18 protein-coding genes are annotated in these 18,925 nt (G+C 60.5%); 9 read left to right on the forward strand and 9 right to left on the reverse strand.

The window, feature by feature from the left end; genetic code table 11:
• Window positions 1-116 precede the first annotated feature (116 nt).
• The 5 genes from AX768_RS06725 (at window position 117) to AX768_RS06745 (ending at window position 5,269) form a co-directional block, all read left to right on the forward strand.
• On the forward strand, window positions 117-836 hold the full coding sequence (locus tag AX768_RS06725) for a GntR family transcriptional regulator (protein WP_061999306.1): 720 nt from the start codon (window positions 117-119) through the stop codon (window positions 834-836).
• Window positions 837-925: 89 nt separating this feature from the next.
• On the forward strand, window positions 926-2,320 hold the full coding sequence (leuC, locus tag AX768_RS06730; RefSeq protein ID WP_061999307.1) for a 3-isopropylmalate dehydratase large subunit: 1,395 nt from the start codon (window positions 926-928) through the stop codon (window positions 2,318-2,320).
• Entirely contained in the window at window positions 2,317-2,928 is a 612-nt protein-coding gene (gene leuD, locus AX768_RS06735) for a 3-isopropylmalate dehydratase small subunit (protein ID WP_061999308.1), read from the forward strand. Before leuC (AX768_RS06730) ends, leuD (AX768_RS06735) begins: the two co-directional genes overlap by 4 nt.
• Window positions 2,929-2,952: 24 nt before the next feature.
• Window positions 2,953-4,347, forward strand: a complete 1,395-nt coding sequence (locus AX768_RS06740) for an MFS transporter (protein WP_061999309.1) — start codon at window positions 2,953-2,955, stop codon at window positions 4,345-4,347.
• Between the two features lie 49 nt (window positions 4,348-4,396).
• Complete coding sequence (locus tag AX768_RS06745; protein WP_172811926.1) at window positions 4,397-5,269, forward strand: isocitrate lyase/PEP mutase family protein; 873 nt, start codon at window positions 4,397-4,399, stop codon at window positions 5,267-5,269.
• 85 nt (window positions 5,270-5,354) lie between these two features.
• Here AX768_RS06745 and AX768_RS06750 read toward each other — a convergent pair whose 3' ends face one another.
• Genes AX768_RS06750 through AX768_RS06765 form a run of 4 tightly spaced genes read right to left on the reverse strand, consistent with a single transcriptional unit; the run spans window position 5,355 to window position 8,891 of the window.
• Window positions 5,355-5,630 carry an isocitrate lyase/PEP mutase family protein gene (locus AX768_RS06750; protein ID WP_062169889.1) on the reverse strand — a complete coding sequence of 92 codons (276 nt, stop codon included), beginning with the start codon at window positions 5,628-5,630 and terminating at the stop codon, window positions 5,355-5,357.
• A gap of 22 nt (window positions 5,631-5,652) precedes the next feature.
• On the reverse strand, window positions 5,653-6,510 hold the full coding sequence (locus tag AX768_RS06755; protein WP_062000835.1) for an HpcH/HpaI aldolase/citrate lyase family protein: 858 nt from the start codon (window positions 6,508-6,510) through the stop codon (window positions 5,653-5,655).
• 16 nt (window positions 6,511-6,526) lie between these two features.
• A complete protein-coding gene (locus tag AX768_RS06760; RefSeq protein ID WP_061999312.1) occupies window positions 6,527-7,609 on the reverse strand; it encodes a TauD/TfdA family dioxygenase in 1,083 nt (360 codons plus the stop codon).
• Window positions 7,610-7,634: 25 nt separating this feature from the next.
• Window positions 7,635-8,891, reverse strand: a complete 1,257-nt coding sequence (locus AX768_RS06765; protein ID WP_061999313.1) for a CaiB/BaiF CoA transferase family protein — start codon at window positions 8,889-8,891, stop codon at window positions 7,635-7,637.
• Window positions 8,892-9,076: 185 nt separating this feature from the next.
• On the opposite strand from AX768_RS06765, the gene AX768_RS06770 reads away from it, so the two are divergent.
• Window positions 9,077-9,814 (forward strand): IclR family transcriptional regulator, encoded by a 738-nt coding sequence (locus AX768_RS06770; RefSeq protein WP_061999314.1) that lies wholly within the window; start codon window positions 9,077-9,079, stop codon window positions 9,812-9,814.
• A gap of 6 nt (window positions 9,815-9,820) precedes the next feature.
• Here the strand turns inward: AX768_RS06770 and AX768_RS06775 are convergent, their stop codons facing one another.
• The gene (locus AX768_RS06775; protein WP_061999315.1) at window positions 9,821-11,035 is read right to left on the reverse strand and encodes an MFS transporter; all 1,215 of its coding nucleotides are present in this window, start codon (window positions 11,033-11,035) and stop codon (window positions 9,821-9,823) included.
• A 222-nt stretch (window positions 11,036-11,257) separates the two neighbouring features.
• Here AX768_RS06775 and leuC (AX768_RS06780) point away from each other — a divergent pair, with 222 nt between their 5' ends.
• Together leuC (AX768_RS06780) and leuD (AX768_RS06785) are read left to right on the forward strand one after the other, a co-directional pair.
• Entirely contained in the window at window positions 11,258-12,697 is a 1,440-nt protein-coding gene (leuC, locus tag AX768_RS06780; protein WP_061999316.1) for a 3-isopropylmalate dehydratase large subunit, read from the forward strand.
• Window positions 12,690-13,277, forward strand: a complete 588-nt coding sequence (gene leuD, locus AX768_RS06785) for a 3-isopropylmalate dehydratase small subunit (RefSeq protein ID WP_061999317.1) — start codon at window positions 12,690-12,692, stop codon at window positions 13,275-13,277. Before leuC (AX768_RS06780) ends, leuD (AX768_RS06785) begins: the two co-directional genes overlap by 8 nt.
• Before the next feature lie 318 nt (window positions 13,278-13,595).
• Here leuD (AX768_RS06785) and AX768_RS06790 read toward each other — a convergent pair whose 3' ends face one another.
• From AX768_RS06790 to AX768_RS06805, 4 genes are all read right to left on the reverse strand, one after another.
• Window positions 13,596-14,609 carry an esterase gene (locus tag AX768_RS06790; RefSeq protein ID WP_061999318.1) on the reverse strand — a complete coding sequence of 338 codons (1,014 nt, stop codon included), beginning with the start codon at window positions 14,607-14,609 and terminating at the stop codon, window positions 13,596-13,598.
• 322 nt (window positions 14,610-14,931) lie between these two features.
• A complete protein-coding gene (locus AX768_RS06795) occupies window positions 14,932-16,044 on the reverse strand; it encodes an FUSC family protein (RefSeq protein ID WP_061999319.1) in 1,113 nt (370 codons plus the stop codon).
• 283 nt (window positions 16,045-16,327) lie between these two features.
• Window positions 16,328-16,921 (reverse strand): chemotaxis protein CheB, encoded by a 594-nt coding sequence (locus tag AX768_RS06800; RefSeq protein WP_061999320.1) that lies wholly within the window; start codon window positions 16,919-16,921, stop codon window positions 16,328-16,330.
• 120 nt (window positions 16,922-17,041) lie between these two features.
• A complete protein-coding gene (locus AX768_RS06805) occupies window positions 17,042-17,923 on the reverse strand; it encodes a LysR family transcriptional regulator (protein ID WP_061999321.1) in 882 nt (293 codons plus the stop codon).
• Window positions 17,924-18,027: 104 nt separating this feature from the next.
• Between AX768_RS06805 and AX768_RS06810 the strand changes: the two genes are divergently transcribed.
• Window positions 18,028-18,900: an HpcH/HpaI aldolase/citrate lyase family protein gene (locus AX768_RS06810; protein WP_061999322.1), complete on the forward strand. Its 873-nt coding sequence runs from the start codon at window positions 18,028-18,030 to the stop codon at window positions 18,898-18,900.
• Window positions 18,901-18,925: the final 25 nt, after the last annotated feature.

Genomic DNA, 18,925 nt, shown 5'->3' on the forward strand with positions numbered 1-18,925 from the left:
TCTCAATTAGAAGCAGCGCGTGGGCACCTTTTTGTCCTACACTTTCAGCGAGCCCAACTTTGCGTTTCCATTGAGACAAAATTCTGTGCAGGCCGAAAAGGCCGCCATATCGATCCATGAACTACGAATCCATTGACCAGCTCGACGACGCGCCCCAAGCCGCGATCGAACCCTTGCTTCGCACCGGGGAAACGGTCGACAGGACAGCGGATCTGCTTAAACAGCAAATCCTGGAAGGGCGCCTTGTCCCCGGGCAGCGGCTGATTTCACGCGACCTGATCGAGGAACTCGGGATCAGCCGGGGTTCATTGCGTGAAGCGTTCAGGCGGCTTGTCGCCGATGGCCTTGTCGATCTGATTCCGAATCGCGGCGCGGTGGTCCGTCACTTGTCCGTCGATGAAATCGCGAACCTGTACCAGGTGCGAGAAGCGCTCGAAGGTTTTGCCGCGCGGCGTGCCGCCGAAGTCATCGACGAGGGCGATAACCGCGCCCGCTTCACCGAGGTGCTGGAGCGCGGACGGCGGCATTTCACGCACCCGGACTTCCAGGCGTTCGTAGTCGATAACCGCCAGTTTCATCGGATCATCGTGGACATGTGCAACAACCCTCAGTTAAGCGAACTGATCGACAGGTACCAATTGCCCGTTTTCATGATCCAGTTGCGCCAGCGCATCGGCGTGGATGCGATCGTGCGCAACTCGTTGGCCGAACACGAGGCGATTGCCGCGGGGATCCTGGCCGGCGACCCGGATGCCGCAAGCAAAGCCATGCAGCAGCACCTGTGGCATTCGGCAGATGCGCTGGTCAAGCTGCCGGCGCTCAAGCCGCCGAAGTAGCGCTGCACGATGTAGCGCTACACCAGCGCACAAACGGCTCGAGCCGTCATTGGGACAAAACGCCAGGGAGACGAGTCGTGGCAAGAACCATGTTCGACAAGATCTGGGACGCGCATGTGATTGCTGACTTGCCCGGCGGCGTCAGCCTGCTGCATGTGGACCGGCACCTGATGCATGAGCTGACGAGCGTCGCTGCGATCCGCCAGCTCGAGCAGCGTGGCGCCGCTGTCCATAATCCCGAGCTGACGTTTGCCACGGTCGATCATGTGATCTCCACGCGTCCAGGGCGCGCGGCGGGCGATGCCGAATGGAGCACGACTGCGATCAGTACGCTGCGGGAACAGACCACCCGGCTTGGCATAGAGCGCTTCGATATCGACGATGGCCGCCAGGGAATCGTTCACGTGATCGGTCCGGAACTCGGACTGACCTTGCCGGGGCTGCTGCTCGTTTGCGCCGACAGTCATACGTGCACACATGGCGCGCTCGGTGCGATCGCGTTCGGCATAGGCTCGACCGAGCAGGTTCATGTACTCGCGACGCAGACCATCCGCCAGACACGTCCTGCCACCATGCGGGTGCGCTTCGAAGGAGAGACGCGGCCGGGCGTCGAAGCCAAGGACATGATCCTGTATCTGATCGGGGTGCTTGGAACCTCGGCGGCAACGGGATATGCAGTCGAGTACGCGGGACCGGCAATCGAGGCGCTGCGCGTGGAGGCGCGTCTGACACTGTGCAACCTGTCGATCGAGCTTGGCGCGAAGGTCGGCATGATTGCGCCCGACGGGACCACGTTCGCTTACATCGAAGGACGCGACTATGCGCCGAAGGGAGAGGCGCTTGACCAGGCCATTTCGCAATGGCGTCTGCTTGCAAGCGATACCGATGCGGTTTTTGATAAGGAAATCACGGTCGACGCCACGCAGATCCGCCCGCAAGTGACATGGGGCACGAGTCCCGAACACGTGATGGCCATCGATGCGCGGGTTCCCGATCCCCTGGATGAACCCGACCCCATGCGGCGCGAGGCGCTTGAAAAGGCCCTGTCCTACATGCAGCTCAAGGCGGGACAACGGCTCGACGACACGCGGATCGACCGTGTCTTCATTGGCTCGTGTACGAACAGCCGGCTCAGCGACTTGCGCAACGCCGCGGGCGTGGTTAAGGGCTTGCACGTGGCTCGCCATGTGAAGGCATGGGTCGTACCCGGCTCGATCGACGTCAAGCGTCACGCCGAACGCGAAGGGCTCGACCAGATTTTTATTGCTGCCGGCTTCGAGTGGCGCGAACCGGGCTGCTCGATGTGCGTTGGCGCGAACGGCGATCTGGTCGGCCCGGGAGAGCGATGTGTATCGACATCGAATCGCAATTTCGTGGGACGGCAGGGGCCGGGTGCACTGACGCATCTGGCCAGCCCTAGCGTGGCGGCCGCGAGCGCCATAGCAGGGAAGATCGCCATGCCCGGCGTGGAGCGTGCCGCATGAAAGCATTCACCGTGTGTGAAGGCATTGCCGCGCCGCTTTTGCGCGACAACATCGATACCGACATGATCGTGCGTGTCGAACGCATTGCGCAATTGCAGCGCGGGCAGTTCAAGGCGTGGGCGTTCGAGATGATGCGTTATCACGCCGATGGAAGCGAAAACCCATCGTTCATCCTCAACCAGCCACCGTTCCGAGGCGCGAAAATCCTCCTTTCCGGCAGCAATTTCGGTTGCGGCAGCTCACGCGAAATGGCGGTCTGGGCGCTGGAAGAGTTCGGCATCCGCTGCGTGATCGCGCAGAGTTTCGGCGACATCTTTTATGCAAACTGCATTCAGAACGGCCTGTTGGCAATACGCATGAGCGCGGCGCAAATCGAGCTGCTTGCTGCGGCAGCCGGGCGCGGCGACCCGCTCTGCGCGGACCTTCACAGCCGCACGGTCAGCGCGCCCGGTGTGCCGCCTGTCGCTTTCGATTTTCCCGGCCACCACCGTGACGCGCTGCTCGAAGGGCTTGACGAGATCGACCAGACGCTCCGGCACGACGCGCGCATTCTCGCGTTTCAGCAAGCCGGCAAGGTGCGGTGTCCATGGGTCTACATGCAGCAATAACATTCATTACATCGGAGTCCGAATATGCTGAGCACGGTACATGCAGGCGCAAGACTGGACCGGTTACCGACTTCATCGTTTCACCGGCGAATCTTGTGGCTGATCGGCGGTGGCATGTTCCTCGATTCCTTCGATATCTACCTTGCCGGCGGGGTGCTCGGTGCGCTGTCGCGCAGCGGCTGGTCGAGCATGACGTTGAACGCGGCATTCCTGTCGTCGACCTTCATCGGCATGTTGATCGGCGCGTTTACGGCCGGATTTCTGGGCGACGCCTACGGCCGGAAGTTCACCTATCAGTTCAACCTGGCGATCTTCGGTATTGCATCCATCGCGGGATCGCTTGCGCCAAGCATGAACTGGCTGATCGCCTGCCGCTTTTTCATGGGGCTCGGATTGGGGGCGGAAATCGTTGTCGGCTATGGCTCGATAGGCGAATTCATTCCGCCGGCGGTGCGGGGAAAGTGGTCGGCGTATCTGTCGTTGATTACGAACTCCGCGCTGTTTTTCTCGACCTATATAGGCTATCTGATCATTCCTACGATCGGCTGGCGGGCGATGTTCGCAATTGTCGGCGTCGGCGCGCTCGGTGTCTGGGTGCTGCGCAAGAAGATGCCGGAGTCGCCGCGCTGGCTCGAATCCAAGGGACGCTTCGAGGAAGCTGAAGCCATTCTGGCGGGCATCGAGGCGGAGACTGCGCAAGGACGCGCGTTACCCGCGATCGTGGAACCGGCGGCTGCTCCGATCAAGGCAACGTCGCTTGGCAGTCTGTTCCGGCCGCCGTTGTTGCGCCGGACGCTGCTCGCGGTGGTGATCCAGATCGCGATCAACGTGGTGATCTACGGTTTTATCGTGTGGGTGCCCACCTTTCTGATCAAGCAGGGACACGGCATGGCGTCGTCTCTTGGCTACTCGTCGCTGATGGCGCTGGGCGGACCGGCGGGCGCGCTTGTGGGCGTGCTGATAGCGGACCGCGTCGGCCGCAAGAACGGACTCATCGGCGTTGGAATCCTTGCCGCCATCGTTGGGTGGCTGTACGGCAATTCCACCAGCGTGGAAATGGCGACGCTGCTCGGCTTTCTGCTCTTCACGATGACTTACCTGATGGTCGCGCTTGGCGTCGCGACATACATTCCTGAGCTGTTCGCCACCGAGAACCGGATGCGCGGCAATGGCATCGCCGGATCGGCCGGCCGCTTGTCGGGCATCGTCGCTCCGCAGATCGTCGTACTCATGTATGCCACTGGCGGCATCAAGGACGTGCTGTCGGTCATTATCGGCGCATTGGTCCTGATGGTCGCCGTACTGGCCGTCTTCGGTGTCGAGACTAACCGCCGCTCGCTCGAAGAAATCGCGGTGGTCCCGGGCGATCCGTCGTTGCATCGCCCAGCCACGGACATTCCCAGCGAGCGGGTTCATTGACTGGTTTCGCTAATCTTTTTCTGTTCACTTATTTCAGAAGGTAATCGACATGACCGCTAATTCCCGTAGAAAAGCGCTGAAAGCACGACTCAATTCCGGCGAGATCGTTGTTGCGCCCGGCATCTTCGACATGATCTCGGTGCGTCTCGCGGACACGATGAACTTCGACTGCCTGTACATGACAGGCTTCGGTACGGTTGCGTCTTATCTTGGCGAGCCGGACGCAGGGATTGCCACATACACCGACATGATCAATCGCGTCACGGCGTTTTGCGCGGCTGCCACGACCCCGCTTGTCTGCGACGCGGATACCGGCTACGGCGGACTGCTCAACATGGCGCATACGATTCGTGGCTACGAACGCGCAGGCGCGGCCGGCATCCAGATAGAGGACCAGGAGTTTCCAAAGAAATGCGGGCACACGCCTGGGCGCCGCGTGATTCCGATAGCCGACATGGTGAAGAAGATCCAGGTCGCGAGCGACGCGCGGGAGGACAAGGACTTCCAGATCATCGCGAGAACAGATGCACGGACAACGCTTGGCCTGGATGAAGCATTGCGCCGTGGCGAAGCCTACGCAAAAGCAGGTGCGGACGTCGTATTCATCGAGTCGCCGGAGACCGTGGAGGAACTCGAAACGATCGGCAAGTCGTTCGATATGCCCTTGCTGGTGAACGTGGTGGAGGGCGGCAGGACACCGCAACTGACGCCGGCGGAGTTGCAGGAACTCGGCTTTTCGATTGCGATTTATCCGTCGGCGGGATTCTTGAGCGTCGCTCGCGCGCTCGAAAATGTATATGGCGAAATAAAAGCGCTCAAGGGAACCACCGGCGCGGAGGCCAACATGATGCCGTTCAAAGCCATGTGCGAACTGATGGGCTTTCAGGCGGTCTGGGACTTCGACAAGGCCCATGCCGAGTGATTGAAATTGAAGAGAACACGGCGATGAAAGGGATGGAGTCGCCTGTCATCCAGCGCCGAATGGATCGCCGGAATTCGGCGCTGGCCTAGCCGGTGTCGGCATCTGCGATGAGCGGCAGCGTCGTGCATGCGACGATGCGTGCTGCATTGGCGACCATCTCGGTCATCGTCAGGAGGCCGTAGTCCGGCAGGCCGAACGACGCTGACGTACCCGCGCCGGTCATGTAGAGGGCTGAGAAACCCGCTTGCTCGGCGAGTCGTGCGGTCAGGCCATCATAAACGCCGGGTGCGACGGTCAATTGACCGCTGTCGAGCAACTGACGCAGGCGCTTCGAGCGTGAAGAGGCAACGGGGTCCGACATGCGCATCTCCTTCAGGGTGATTTCAGACCGCCAGGCGTTGTGCTTGCAGCAAAACGGCTTCCGCTTTCGCGGCGTAAGGGGCATCGATCATGATGCCATCGACAACGATCGCGCCTCGACCCAGCGCGCCGGCTTTCCGCCACGCCTCCACTACCTTGCGCGAAAAAGCGATTTCGGTCCCGCTTGGCATGAATGCCTCGTTGGCTGCCGCGATCTGCGTTGGATGAATGCAGCTCTTGCCGCGAAAGCCGAGGGCTTTTGCGCGCATGGCTTCTTCGCGGAAGCCTGTTTGATCGGCGATATCCGGAAATGCGCCGTCAAAGGCGGCAATACCGGCTTCGCCCGCCGCGAACCGCACTGCAAGTTGCACGTGTTCGAGCGCGCCCGCGTGCTTGCGCCCGATGTCCAGCGGCTCGAAAAGATCGCCATACCCGATTTGCAAGCCCATGACACGCGGACTCGCCAAAGCAATGTCGGCGGCGAAACGCAAGCCGCGAGGCGACTCGACGTTCGCCAGGATCTTCAACGGCCGGCGATGAGCGCGCTGTTTTTCCAGTTCGCCGATTGCGCCGGCAAGCGTGGCGATATCGTTCGCCGACTCGGCCTTCGGCAGATTGACGATATCGAAATCGAGGCCAACGAGCGCGTCGAGATCGGCGTCGAAATGCATAGAACCTAGCGGATTGATTCGGATGAGAATCACCTTCCCATGATCGCGATCGAGATCGCGAACGAAGCGGGCTACGTCACCACGTGCATGTGCTTTCATCGTCTCCGGAACCGCGTCCTCCAGATCGATCGAGATTGCGTCGGCACTGCTGGCAAAGGCTTTCTGGAACAATTCGGGGCGCGCGCCCGGTACGAAGAGCTTGCTTCTCATGGGCGGATGGCTCACGTCAGTCGACCATCCGGCCCGCATTGCCTTCGAGCAGCAAGCGGTTATGGTGCGAGGGCATTTCGCTGAACGGCTTGCGATATTGCGACCACAAGCGCAAGTCCTCTGCCTTGTGGAAGACCTGCGAGTCAGGCATTGCAGGCCATGAAGCCGCGGTGAGCCACAGGCGCATCAGATGCCGCCGGTCCTCGAGCGCCTTTGCGTCCTGATAGTCGGTGCGGCCATGCACCATCACGCGGTTATTGAGGAACTGGATGTCGCCATCGCGAAAGCCCATGTCGAGATAGAACTCCGGCGATGCCGAAATCTTCCGTACCTGATACAACGCCTCCGATTCAAGCGCCGAGTACGGACGTTCACCGCTTTTCTCGGCGAGGCGCGCATATCCCGTCGGCAAATAACAGATGGTCTGTGGGCCTTCGCCTGTAAAGAACGGCACCTTGAATTCGCTGAACGTGCGCGTGGCACGGCGGCCGTCTTCGTCGGTACGCTTGAGGAACAGTCCATCGCGCAGCACCTCGAGCAGATCCGGCCGGTGTTCAAGCATGTGATTGTGCACGGCAACGGCACTCGAAATGCGGCTTTCGCCGCCGGAAATCGCCGTGCGCAAGCACATCAGGCCAATGATGTCGCAGGAGTCCGTGTGCATCAATTGACCGCCGCCCTTGCGATAACCGCGTGATTTCGGCTCGTAGTCGCTGACATCCATGACGTGCCCGAGCAGATCGCCAAGATACGACTGCGTGACCGGGCGGCTGATGTACGAGCCGAGACCAACGTAGATCTGCGCCATGTCGTCGTCGGAATATTTGTCGCGAGGCAGTCCCCGCAGCATCAGGAAGCCGCGACCATTGGCAAGGAAATGCGGCAGGTCGCGCATCAACTGGCCGACGCCATCCAGTGGAAACGTCTCTGGCGTGATGTCCGGAAAGTCGATGTTACCCAGCGCCTGCAGGTGGCGCAGCGCATGGTCGATCTCGGCAAGCTCGCTCGCGCTGAGCAGATGCAAACCTTCTTTGGTCCAGTCGAGGTCGGGACCTTTCCAGACTGCGGGGCTATCGATTGCTGATTCGATGGTACTCATTCACTGTCTCCAGTTGGAAATTGATTCAGGCGACCGGCGCAATCACCGCGTGCTCGCGGTCCGTTTCCACGATCACACCGTCGGTTACGAGTTTCCGATACGCAGCGTCGCCGAGAAGCGGCGCGAGGATTTCACCGCTATGCTCGCCCTTGAGCGGCGCCGGAAAGCGAAAGCCGCCAGGCGTTGCGGATAGACGCGGAACGACGTTGTGCATCGGCAACTGGCCGACTTCGTGATCGTCGACTTCCACGATGCTTTCCCGCTCGCACACGTAGTGGTCCTCGAGCAGATCCGCAGCGTCGAAAACGGGGCCGGCGGTGACATCGGCGGCATCGAACAGTGCGCGATTCTCACTCAGCGTCCGCTCGCCGATAAACCCGCCTACGATGCGATCGATCTCTTCCACATGGGCCACCCGGGCGGCGTTGGTTGCATAGCGCACGTCGCTGGTCAGTTCGGGCTTGCCGATGGTCGCGAACAGCCGTTGCGCCATCGACTGTGTCGAGGTCGAAACGCAGAGCCACTTTCCATCCGCCGTCTTGTAGGTATTGCGCGGTGCCGTCGTGCCAGAGCGGCTGCCGGTGCGCGGCTTGATGCGGCCATTGAGCTTGAAGTTTGCAACCTGCGGCCCGAGAATCGAGAGCGTCGGTTCGAAGAGAGAGATGTCGAGCACTTGCCCGCAACCGCCGTTCACCCGTGTATGCCAGAGCGCCATCATCACGGCATTGGCGCCATAGATGCCGGTTGTCATGTCACCGAGGAACATCGGCGGCAGCACCGGTTCACGATCAGCGAAGCCATTCATTGACGCGAAGCCGGAATACCCTTCCACCAGCGTGCCGAAACCAGGCTTGTTCCGGAAGATGCCGGTTTGCCCCCAGCCCGAAATCCGCGCAATGACGAGCCGTGGATTGCGTTCGTGGAGTCTTGCAGGCGCGAGTCCCATTTCCTCCAGCGTGCCCGGTCGGAAACTTTCGACCAGCACGTCGGCATCGTCGATCATGCGCGCTATGAGTTCGATTGCTTCCTTGCAACGAAAGTCGACGCACACGCTCTTTTTGTTGCGCGCATACGTCTTCCAGAATATCTCGTAGCCGTCAGTCTTGAACGCACGCAAGGTATCGCCGGCAATGGGCTCGACCTTGACGACATCTGCACCGAAATCGGCAAGCTGCAGAGTCAGCATATTGCCAGCCACGAGGCGCGACAGGTCCACGACCCTCAAGCCCTGCAGCGGGCCGTTTTCATCGTTTGAGAATTCCTTCTTGTGCAGCTTTGACATGGGTTTCCCGAGCGTTGCGCATTGAGGCACTGAATTCAGGTTACACAGAAATAGACATGATGTCTATTTAAGCAGACGGCCACGCCTTGCGGAGTGCCCTGAATTGCTTTACTTTTAGGCCGCGCGCGGGGCGCGAGACGCTGACCCCGCATAACATTGACGAACGAAATCATTGGCAACACGACATGGCAAATCCAGCCGATACAGGCGTAGCAGCCGTGAACAGGGCGCTGAGCATTCTCAAGGCGTTCGAAGAAAGCGTCGACGGCATGACGCTCGCCGATCTCACGGCGGCAACGGGTCTCTATCACAGCACCATCCTTCGTTTGTGCGAGTCGCTGGAAAGCTTCGGCTACCTCAAGCGTCTTGCCGATGGCCGCTACATGCTCGGCCCCACGCTGTTCCATCTCGGCATGATCTACCAGGGCTCGTTCCGGCTACAGGACTACGCGTTGCCGGTGCTGCGCGAACTGGTCAAGCAGACAGGCGAGACCGCGGCTGTCTACGTGAGGGAAGACGACGTGCGCTTGTGTCTCTATCGGCTGGAATGGCAACGCTCCGTACGTATGCATGTGCGCGAAGGAGAGCGTCTCACGCTCGAAAAGGGCGCCGCCGGCAAAGTGCTGCTCGCCTTCGCAGGCGACAAGGGCGCGACGCTCAAGAAAGTCCGTGACGCGGGCTATGCCGTGTCCCTTGGTGAACGCGATGCCGAGAGCGCTGCCATTGCAGTGCCCGTGTTCGGTGTGGGGCAGAAACTGATATGTGCGATATCGCTGGGCATTCCTCGCTACCGGTTCGACAAGAAGGAATTCAAACTCTATCTGCCGTTCGTGATGCGAGCCGGCGCCGAGCTGACTACTGCCCTCGGCGGTGATCCTGCACTGTTCGAACCGCCGTTCGCGCCAAGCGATGTCATGCGCTGATGGTCTCTAGGCTTGCGCGTTCACGAGCGGTACTGCGCGTCGCGACATCTGCGTCTGGAGGAATGCAAAGCACACGGCGCCGATCAGCAGTGCGCCGATCATGAAGATGAACCCGCCGTTGTACGACCCGCTCGTCTTCACGATCGCGCCTACCACCAGGGGCGCCGTCAACCCGCCAATCTGTCCGCCCGTGTTGATGAAGCCGGCATAGCCGCCGCGCGCGCCTTCGGGCGCCAGGTGCGCGACGAGACCGGCGTACGGCGAAAGGCTGCCGTAGAGCAGGAAAGCCGCCGCGGAGAGGCCGGCGATGCACATTGCGGGGTCGTCGGCGGTGAAAGTGAAGTACAGCGCGATCGCGGTGCCGGTGTAGCCAAGCGCAAGCATGACTGGACGCTTGCGATGCAGCGTGCCGCTCCCCAGCGTGCCGAAAACGATCAGTCCAAGAAAACCGAACAGGTACGGGATCGATGCCGCGAAGCCGAGCGCCTTCAAATCGATATGCCGTTGTGCCGAAAGATAGCTCGGCACCCAGCCGAGGAAGCCCCAATACCCGATGCTGAACGTCATGTATCCGAAAAACAGCAGCCACGTGCTTTTCAGTCTGATGAATGTCTTCCAGTGTGCGCGACGTTCCGCACGTTCCGCCAGCGATGATTTCGCGCCCGCGACTTGCGGCGGAATCATCGCGTAGATCAGAATCGAGACGATCACGCCGGGGATCGCGAAGTAGAAAAATACGTGCTGCCACGGACCGCGCACGAGCAGCCAAACGACGACCGGCGCGACCACCGCCGGACCGATTGCGAGCGCGCTCAGCCACACACTGTGCGCGCGGGCGGCGTCCTTCGAGCTGAAGTTGTCAGCGACCAGTTTGTAGACCGCTGCATTGCACGATCCCTCTGACAATCCAAAGCAGAAGCGCACGACCACCATTGCCGTCACGGTCGACACCAGACCGGTCAATCCCGTGAACAGCGAGAACAGGAGCGGCGCGACGACCAGCAGGGCCTTTGTGCCGAAGCGGTCCGACAGCATGCCGCCCGGCAGTTGCATCAGCGCGTAGCCAAGCGCGAACGCGGCGAAGATCACGCCAAGCTGGGCGGCGTCGAGGTGCAAGGCTTTCATCATCGAGGGTGCGGCTACCGAGATGCTGACCCGGTCCAGGTAGTTCACGAACTGCAGCAGCCACGTCAGCATCAGCAGCTTGTACCTAAGGCTCATGTCTTCTCCATGTGATTTTTTCGACAGATCTGGATTCTCGACCGGTGATGATTCTGGATTGTCAGTCTTAAAAACAGACATACTGTCTATTCGGAGTTTATGGGAGCCGTCTGCGCGCTGCAAGCACGTTTGAGGCAGGGATTACCCGCGTTTTTCCCGCGCGGAAATCAATAGCAGAATGCTCAGGCGCGCGTTGCGCCCGCATCGGATGAAGGAAGGTCCATGAATAAAATTGAAAGCCTTAACCGGCACGCCGCCGTTAGAACGCTGTTCGACAAAGTCTGGGATGCGCATGCGATCACGGTCACAGACAACGCGTGGACGCTGCTTCACATCGACCGGATGTTGTTGCACGATCTGTCCGGCAATAACGCACTGACGGCGCTGGAGCAACGTGGCTTATCGGTTCGGCATCCTGAGCTTTCGTTTTCCACGCCCGATCACGCCGTATCGAGCGCGCCGGGGAGAACCGGTCAAACGTATCCCGGCGGCGCAAAGTTGTGGGCAGGTCTGAAGGGACGTTCGGCCGCGCAAGGCATCCGTTTCTTCGATACCGGTGAGATCGGGCACGGTATCGTTCACGTGATGGGGCCAGAGCTCGGGATCGTCTTGCCGGGCAGCACGCTGGTCTGCGGCGACAGTCATACATGCACGAATGGCGCCCTTGGCGCGCTGGCGTTTGGCATTGGCGCGTCCGAGCTGGTGCATGCCCTTGCCACGCAGACGCTTTGGCAGCAGAAGCCAAAGACGCTGCGCGTCACCTTCGACGGTCCGCTGCAGGACGGCGTCACGGCGAAAGACCTGGTGTTGTATTTGATCGGCAAACTCGGGGCCAAGGCGGGAACGGGGTATGCCGTCGAATACGCGGGTTCAACGGTACGGGCGCTGAACATCGAAGCGCGCCTTACGCTTTGCAATCTCTCCATAGAGATCGGCGCGAAGGTCGGGATGATTGCGCCCGACGACACCACGTACGCGTATCTCAGGGGACGCGACCGGGCGCCGAATGGGTCGATGTTCGACATGGCGGTGGCGCACTGGCGCACGCTACCTTCTGATCCAGGCGCAGTTTTCGATCGTGAAGTGCACATCGACACGACCGGAATCAAGCCGATGATCACGTGGGGCACGAGTCCCGAGCATGTAATGGCTATCGATGGGGCCGTGCCCGATCCCGCCTGCGCACCCGACGACAAGCACCGCGCAGCCTGGCGCGACGCACTGGACTACATGGGGCTCGCTGCGGGACAAAGCTTGGAGGGAACGCCGGTGGACTGGGTGTTTATCGGCTCATGCACGAATTCGCGGCTGTCCGACCTGCGCAGCGCGGCAGCCGTGATTCGCGGACAGCAGGTTGCGAAGGGCGTGCATGCCTGGGTCGTGCCGGGTTCCGAGACAGTCAAGCGCGATGCCGAAGCGGAGGGTCTCGACCGCGTGTTCATTGCCGCTGGCTTCGAATGGCGCGAGCCGGGATGCAGCATGTGCGTTGCGGCCAATGGTGAGACCGTACCGCCTGGCGCGCGCTCGGTTTCAACGACCAACCGTAACTTCATCGGCCGTCAGGGCCCGGGCGCGCGCACGCATCTGGTGAGCCCACAAAGCGCTGCTGCTGCGGCCATCACCGGCGTAATCACCGACGCACGAAGGCACCGTCATGGATAAGTTCACTATGCTTAGCGGTGTTGCAGCACCACTGCTGAGGTCGAATATCGACACTGACACGGTGATACGGATAGAACGTCTCACGCAGAACGCCCGGCAGGATCTGGGTCCCTATGCATTTGAAGCGCTGCGCTTCCGGCCGGATGGCAGTGAAGATCCAGCATGCGTGCTGAACCAGGCCCCGTTTCGCGGGGCCCCGATCGTGCTCGCCGGAGAAAACTTCGGTTGTGGTTCGTCGCGCGAAGGCGCCGTTTGGGCTCTGATGGCTGCCGGCATACGCTGTGTGATTGCCGAAAGCTTTGGCGACATTTTCTACAACAATTGCTTTCAGAATGGCCTGTTGCCGGTTCGTCTGCCTGCAAACGAAATCGCGATGCTGGGTCAGGCCGTCGAGGTCGATCTGGAAAAACAAATGGTGAGTTCAGGCTCCCACGCTTTCCCGTTCGACATTGAACCGATCCGGCGCGAAGCGCTGCTTGAAGGTCTGGATGAAATTTCTCGCACCATGAAAAGCGCCGCGGTCATTGCGCAGTGGGAAGAGAACGATCGTGTACAGCGGCCGTGGATTTGGGGTGGGTGATTGGAGAGGGCGGATTGCTGTGTCGAATGGGTGCGCGACGGCAAGTCTGGGAGCTTGGGCATCGCGACGGCGTATTACGCTGTCGTGCTGCTCGATGTTTCTCTCTTGGGCGCATGCGGTATCGATCTGTAAAACGCGTAACGTACTGCGCGCAACGATGTTCCCGTGCTGACGCTCAATGCAGTGAATGATCTCGAAACGCGTGTGCACAGTCTTGATGTTGGATCCGACGATTGCCCCCGCAAGCCATTCGGCATCCGCGAAATGCTTGAGCGTAGGCGGGCCGTATTGCGGCGTTCGTGCTGCCCCGACCTTCGCTCAGATTGCCAGACCACGCTTGCGTAGCCAGTCAAGCACGATCATTGCGATAGTATCGCTGTTGTCGTCGGCCATGAGGGCGTGAGAATTGCCCGTAATGCCGCGCGCGGGCAAATCGATCCATTCGACATCGGCGCCCGCAGCCGCCAGCGCGTCGTACCAGCGACGCACTTTCGGCACCGAGTCGACCCAGAACGAGTGCCGATCGAGAAAGTCGCCCCAAACAAAAAGATGAGGCACATGCCTGAGCGCGGCAGCATCGTTTTGATCGGCAGAAGGGGCGCCCGATGGCTCAAGCGAGATGACTGCCTTGATTCGTTCCGGCGCATTTAGCGCAGCGGTCAGCCCGAAATTGCCGCCCTGGCTGTGCGTGAGAATGATGCTGGCGTCGAGTTTGCCGACAAGAGCGTCGTATGCGCGTTGCGTGCGCTCGTTGTTCGTCGACCAGCGGGGAACGAACTGGTTCATGAAGGTTTGCATCAACTCGACCGGGAAGCGCACGCCAGGGTGTGGGTACCTCGCTCCCGGGTCGCGATGCCATGATCCAACGGGCCCAAACCGAAAGGTCTCTTCCCATGCTTCTCGCGCGGTGCGGAAATACGGCGCTTCGTCATAGACCTCGGGATAGGGCGCCCATGAAGCACGGCCTCGCTCGACCGCATCCGAAACATAAACGTCAAATCCCGCCCGCAGGAAGAACATCTGCCAGCCGGGGCGGCCGTCGGGTGTCGTTTCCCAGTTGACGCCGCTCATGCCGCCTCCATGCCACAGCAGCAGGGGCCATTTGCTGGTCGGACGTTCGAGTTTGACGTACTGGACGTACATCTGGCCGGCAATGATCTCGCCGTTCTGATCGACCGGGTGAATCGCCCCTTGATTGGTACTGACCCGCTCACGAAGCGGCATTCCTTGAAGGCTCAACATTTCTCCGCCCACATGGAAACTGCCCATGTCGCGGACTAGGACCGGGCTTGTCAGTAGCCGCAATGAATCCACCTGCGTTTCTTCGCTCATGACCAGACACCTCCACAGGGTAGCTATTGAAATAATGCCATCTTCATCGGCGGGCGTTCCCTGACATCAATCAGATCCGGCCGGCCGTGAGCACTACCACCACTAGCGCCCAAAGTCCCGAGAGACTCATGCCATCGCACTGGGTTTCATGCACGTTCCTTAAGTCTGGAAATTGTCTCGAACTGCCAAAAGCGCTTTGCGCTTGTGCCCGTTCTGTTGAGCACGCCGCTTCGAACGACGAAACGCAGACCGAACGGGTAACGGCGATATCTCTTCACATCGATTCACGAGGCTGTCAATTTTTACGGCCTGATTCTTCGTATCAGTCGATGTCGTCAACGACTCCTTTCGATGATGCCGCTGACGGCTCTCTAAGCGGAAAAATGAACATGGCGGCGGCAAGGCCGAGTGTGCCGCCGAGCAGCGTTTCCCAGGCGCGGGCGACGAGCAACGCAAGCGAATGCACGCCGCTTGCCGCAAGCGTCACGATCAGCGTGAACGCGAATGCGCCGCACGCAATGTCGTAGCGCTCCGGTAGGGCCATTGCGTAGACGATGATGGCGAGCGCGGCGGCGATCCATATCAGCAGCGGCGCATGTTCCGCGACGGGCAGACAGGCGAGGCCCAACGGCACGCCGATCAGCGTGCCGACGATCCGCCGTCGCACGCGCAGCATTGTGCCGCTCGCCGATCCCGCGACGACATACGTGCAGGCAGTGATTGCCCACGACGATTCAACGAGGCCAATCGATTCGTTCAGACCGACGATGACCAACGCCGCGATCGACGCCTGAAGCCCCATGCAGAATTCGGGCGAGCATCGATGGGAGTCGGAGGCCGGGCCGGCAGAGAGCGCCGCGATGGAAACGGGGCGCTCGGCGGGCCCGCTCAGCACGCGCGGCACAATCGACGCGACCGCCGCGATCGATGCCGCCACGCTTATGGCGCGTAGATCCGCAGTGGTGAGCCGTGCGCCATAAGCGAGCAATTCGCCGATAAAAACCTGCGACCCGATGCCCGCGCCCAGCACCCCGAACCGCTTCAGATATCCGGTGAGGAACGCGCCGCTCACGAGAACCAGTTCCGGCCTCGCCAGACCGGCGAGCGCCAACGGGCGGGACATGACCACGAATACGAGCGCGCCCAGCGCGGCCGCGAGACTCAATAGTGCTAGATCGCGGCTCGACTGGGCTCGCGTCGTCTTGCCTTCGGACACGCTTGCCCAGAGCGCAATGTTGCCCGCGAGAAAGCCGAGCGACGCGCTGCCTGGCAAGCCGATCGCAACGTCGTGAAGCGTCCCGAGCGCCGCCGCAATGCCGTAAGCGGTCACGAGCCGCAACCCCTTGATGCGCCGATGCGTACCCGGGTCGACGCGATCCAGCCAGCACACTGCCGCGTTGAGCCGATTTCGGGTGGTATGTGCGTCTTCAATCATGGCGTTCCCTTTCTGGAAAGTGGTCCAGGTCGCCACAAAAACCTTTGGTTTGCGTGCGCATTCTTTCCCCACTTTCACAGCTCACACTGCCTGCATCGATACGGCGAACCGCTGGCATCACACGAAAGGAGCCGATATGAGAGTCATCCGCCACACCGTCATTGCCGCCGCACTGGGTTGCGGTCCATCAACGGGATTGTGAAGTATGGGCAGGCCGAGTGTTCAGGATCTCACACGAGAGCGCCGATTACATCTTGGAGACGACAACTGTGCCGACCCGCGTCTAGCCACCATTCGATGCGGGGAGCAACACCCTCAACAGTTCGGCGATGTCAGGCAAAGACCCCACATAGCTGATCGGACCGTCGAAATCAATCGCGTTTTGCTGCATGCCTTTGGGTTTGGCGCCTGGTTCCAGAACAAACGTCAGGCCACCGGCGTGGTGAACGGCTTCCGTACCCCGGGAGCCGTCGTCAAGCGCACCTGACAGAAGGATTGCAACGCTTCGATTGCCGGCATGCAGAGCGACGGATTTGTATAACTCGTCCACAGTCCGATTGCGTAATTTGTCATTGCGACCGTCAATGAGCTGCGCCTCGCCTTGACTTCCCAATGTCAGAATCGCGTCGGGTGTTCCAAGATAACAAACGCCCGGCTCCATTAGTTGGCCGTTGCTCGCAATCTCCACGGGAAGGCTGCTGGAACGGCGAAGGATATCGGCGAGGTAACTCACGTGACCGCTCGGGCGATGAAGCACCGCCAACACGGTTACGTCCAGCCCTGTAGGCCAGATTTCCATCAATTCACGTAGGTTGTCCAGGCCTTCAGAGCCGGAACCGCCGATAGCAACATAAGACCGCGAAGGATTTGTGTTCATTCCAGATCATAGAGGATGCGAAAAGGTAGTCTTGAAATCGGACATGGAGCATCTTTCCGGTTAATTACCATGACGCTGGGCTCATCGGAAAAAAACAGTTCGTCGGGCGGGGATGTGCTTCTACTTGCGCTCGGCTCCGAGGACGGCGTCGGCGCACGCGAGGAAGCCCTTGATCAAGCGTGCCCTCGGCGACGCCCGGTTCCACAGCACGCCGAATCGACGCGGCTCGGTGTGAACGGGCAGTGCAAGTTTCGCGATGTCCAGATGTACTGTCAGGGGTGACACGATATCCGGCACGAGCGACACGCCGAGTCCGCGATCCACCATCATTGCAATCGCCATCAAAGAATTCAATTCGAACAGTTCGCGCGGCATGATCTTCGCCGCGCGCAGATACCGGTCAGCCTGCTTGCCACCGCCAAGCGAGCGGTCATAGCGGATGAACGGCTCGTTTCTAAGCAGTCCGTGCGGATCGTGGGCGGCAAAACGCGCTGGTGCCAGCACGACGATCGGCTCTTCTCGCAGCAGGTGCCAGTCGTAAGCTTTCGGTAGTGAAAACCCCGGATGAAGACAGACGGCGATATCGACGTCGGCACGCTGAAGCGTTTCGTAGAGTTCCATCGACGTTCCGGCGCGGATCAAAACCTTCGCGTTCGGATACGACCTGGCGAACGCGGAGAGGACGTCCGGCATCAGGCTCAGCAATGCGGTTGTAATCGTGCCGATCCGCAGTTCGCCCGCCGCGTCGTCTTCGAGCGCCAACGCCTTCAACTCCGAAAAGTCGTGCACCAGGCTGCGCGCGCGCTGGATCACGCGATAGCCGGCTTCCGTAGGCATGACCGTGCGCCCCGAGCGAACCAGTAGTTCGGCCCCGAATGCGCGTTCCAGCGACTGGACCTGCTGGGCCACCGCAGCCGGTGTTATCCCGATCCGGCGCGCTGCTTCCGCGATAGAACCACTGTCGGCAACCAATAAGAAATTCGCCAGAAAAGCGATGTCCATAAAGATAGATTCTGCATCTTTTGAAGATAGGTTCGGATAGTTTATCTAAATTCATTCAGGAATTAGACTGGATCGTGATAAGTCAAATAGATCAGAGCGGAGACATGAGAAGCAAACTGTTTGTGCCAGCCTCGCGACCCGAGTTGTTCGGCAAGGCTTTAGCCAGCGCCGCCGATGCAGTTTCATTCGACCTCGAAGATGCGGTTGCGCCCGAACGCAAGCCGCAAGCACGGGCTGCGCTGAGCGACCTGTTACGCTCCGATCTCATCGCTGCCGCCAATAAGGTACTGATAGTGCGTGTAAACGCGCTCGACACGCCTTATTTCAATGCGGACATCGATGCCATCGCACAGCGCGGCCTTGATCTGATCAATCTGCCAAAAGCGGAATCGGCCGACGACGTGCGCGCTGCCGCCACTGTGCTCGAGCGCGCCGAAAGGGCCAACGGCGTGACCACACCGATCCGGCTGCTGCTTAACATTGAAACACCCAAAGGATTACGCCACGCCGCCCAGCTTGCCGCTGCGCACCCGCGCGTCGCGGGCTTGCAACTCGGCCTGGGCGATCTGTTCGAGCCGCTCGGTATTGCGCGTCGCGAAGCAGTTGCCATTCAGCAGGCCATGTTCGGCTTGCGCATTGCGGCCGGCGAAGCGGGTGTGTTCGCCTACGATTCCGCGTTCGCCGACATCAAGGACCAGGAGGGTTTCCGTGCCGAAGCACAACTCGCCCGGTCGATGGGTTTTCTCGGCAAGAGCTGCATCCATCCAGGCCAGATTGCGCTCGCCAACGAAATCTTCCGTCCTTCCGACGAGGAGATCGCCCATGCGTTGCGCGTCCTCGACGCGGCACGCGACGCCGAAGCACGCGGCGTCGGTGCGTACGTGGTGGATGGAAAGATGATCGATCCGCCGTTCTTCGAACGCGCGCGCGCACTGGTCCGTGATGCTGAACGCCTTGGCCTGCTGAATGATCGCTGAATCCGCCACGTCGAACCGGGAACCG

Source organism: Burkholderia sp. PAMC 28687, assembly GCF_001577465.1.
GTDB lineage: Bacteria > Pseudomonadota > Gammaproteobacteria > Burkholderiales > Burkholderiaceae > Caballeronia.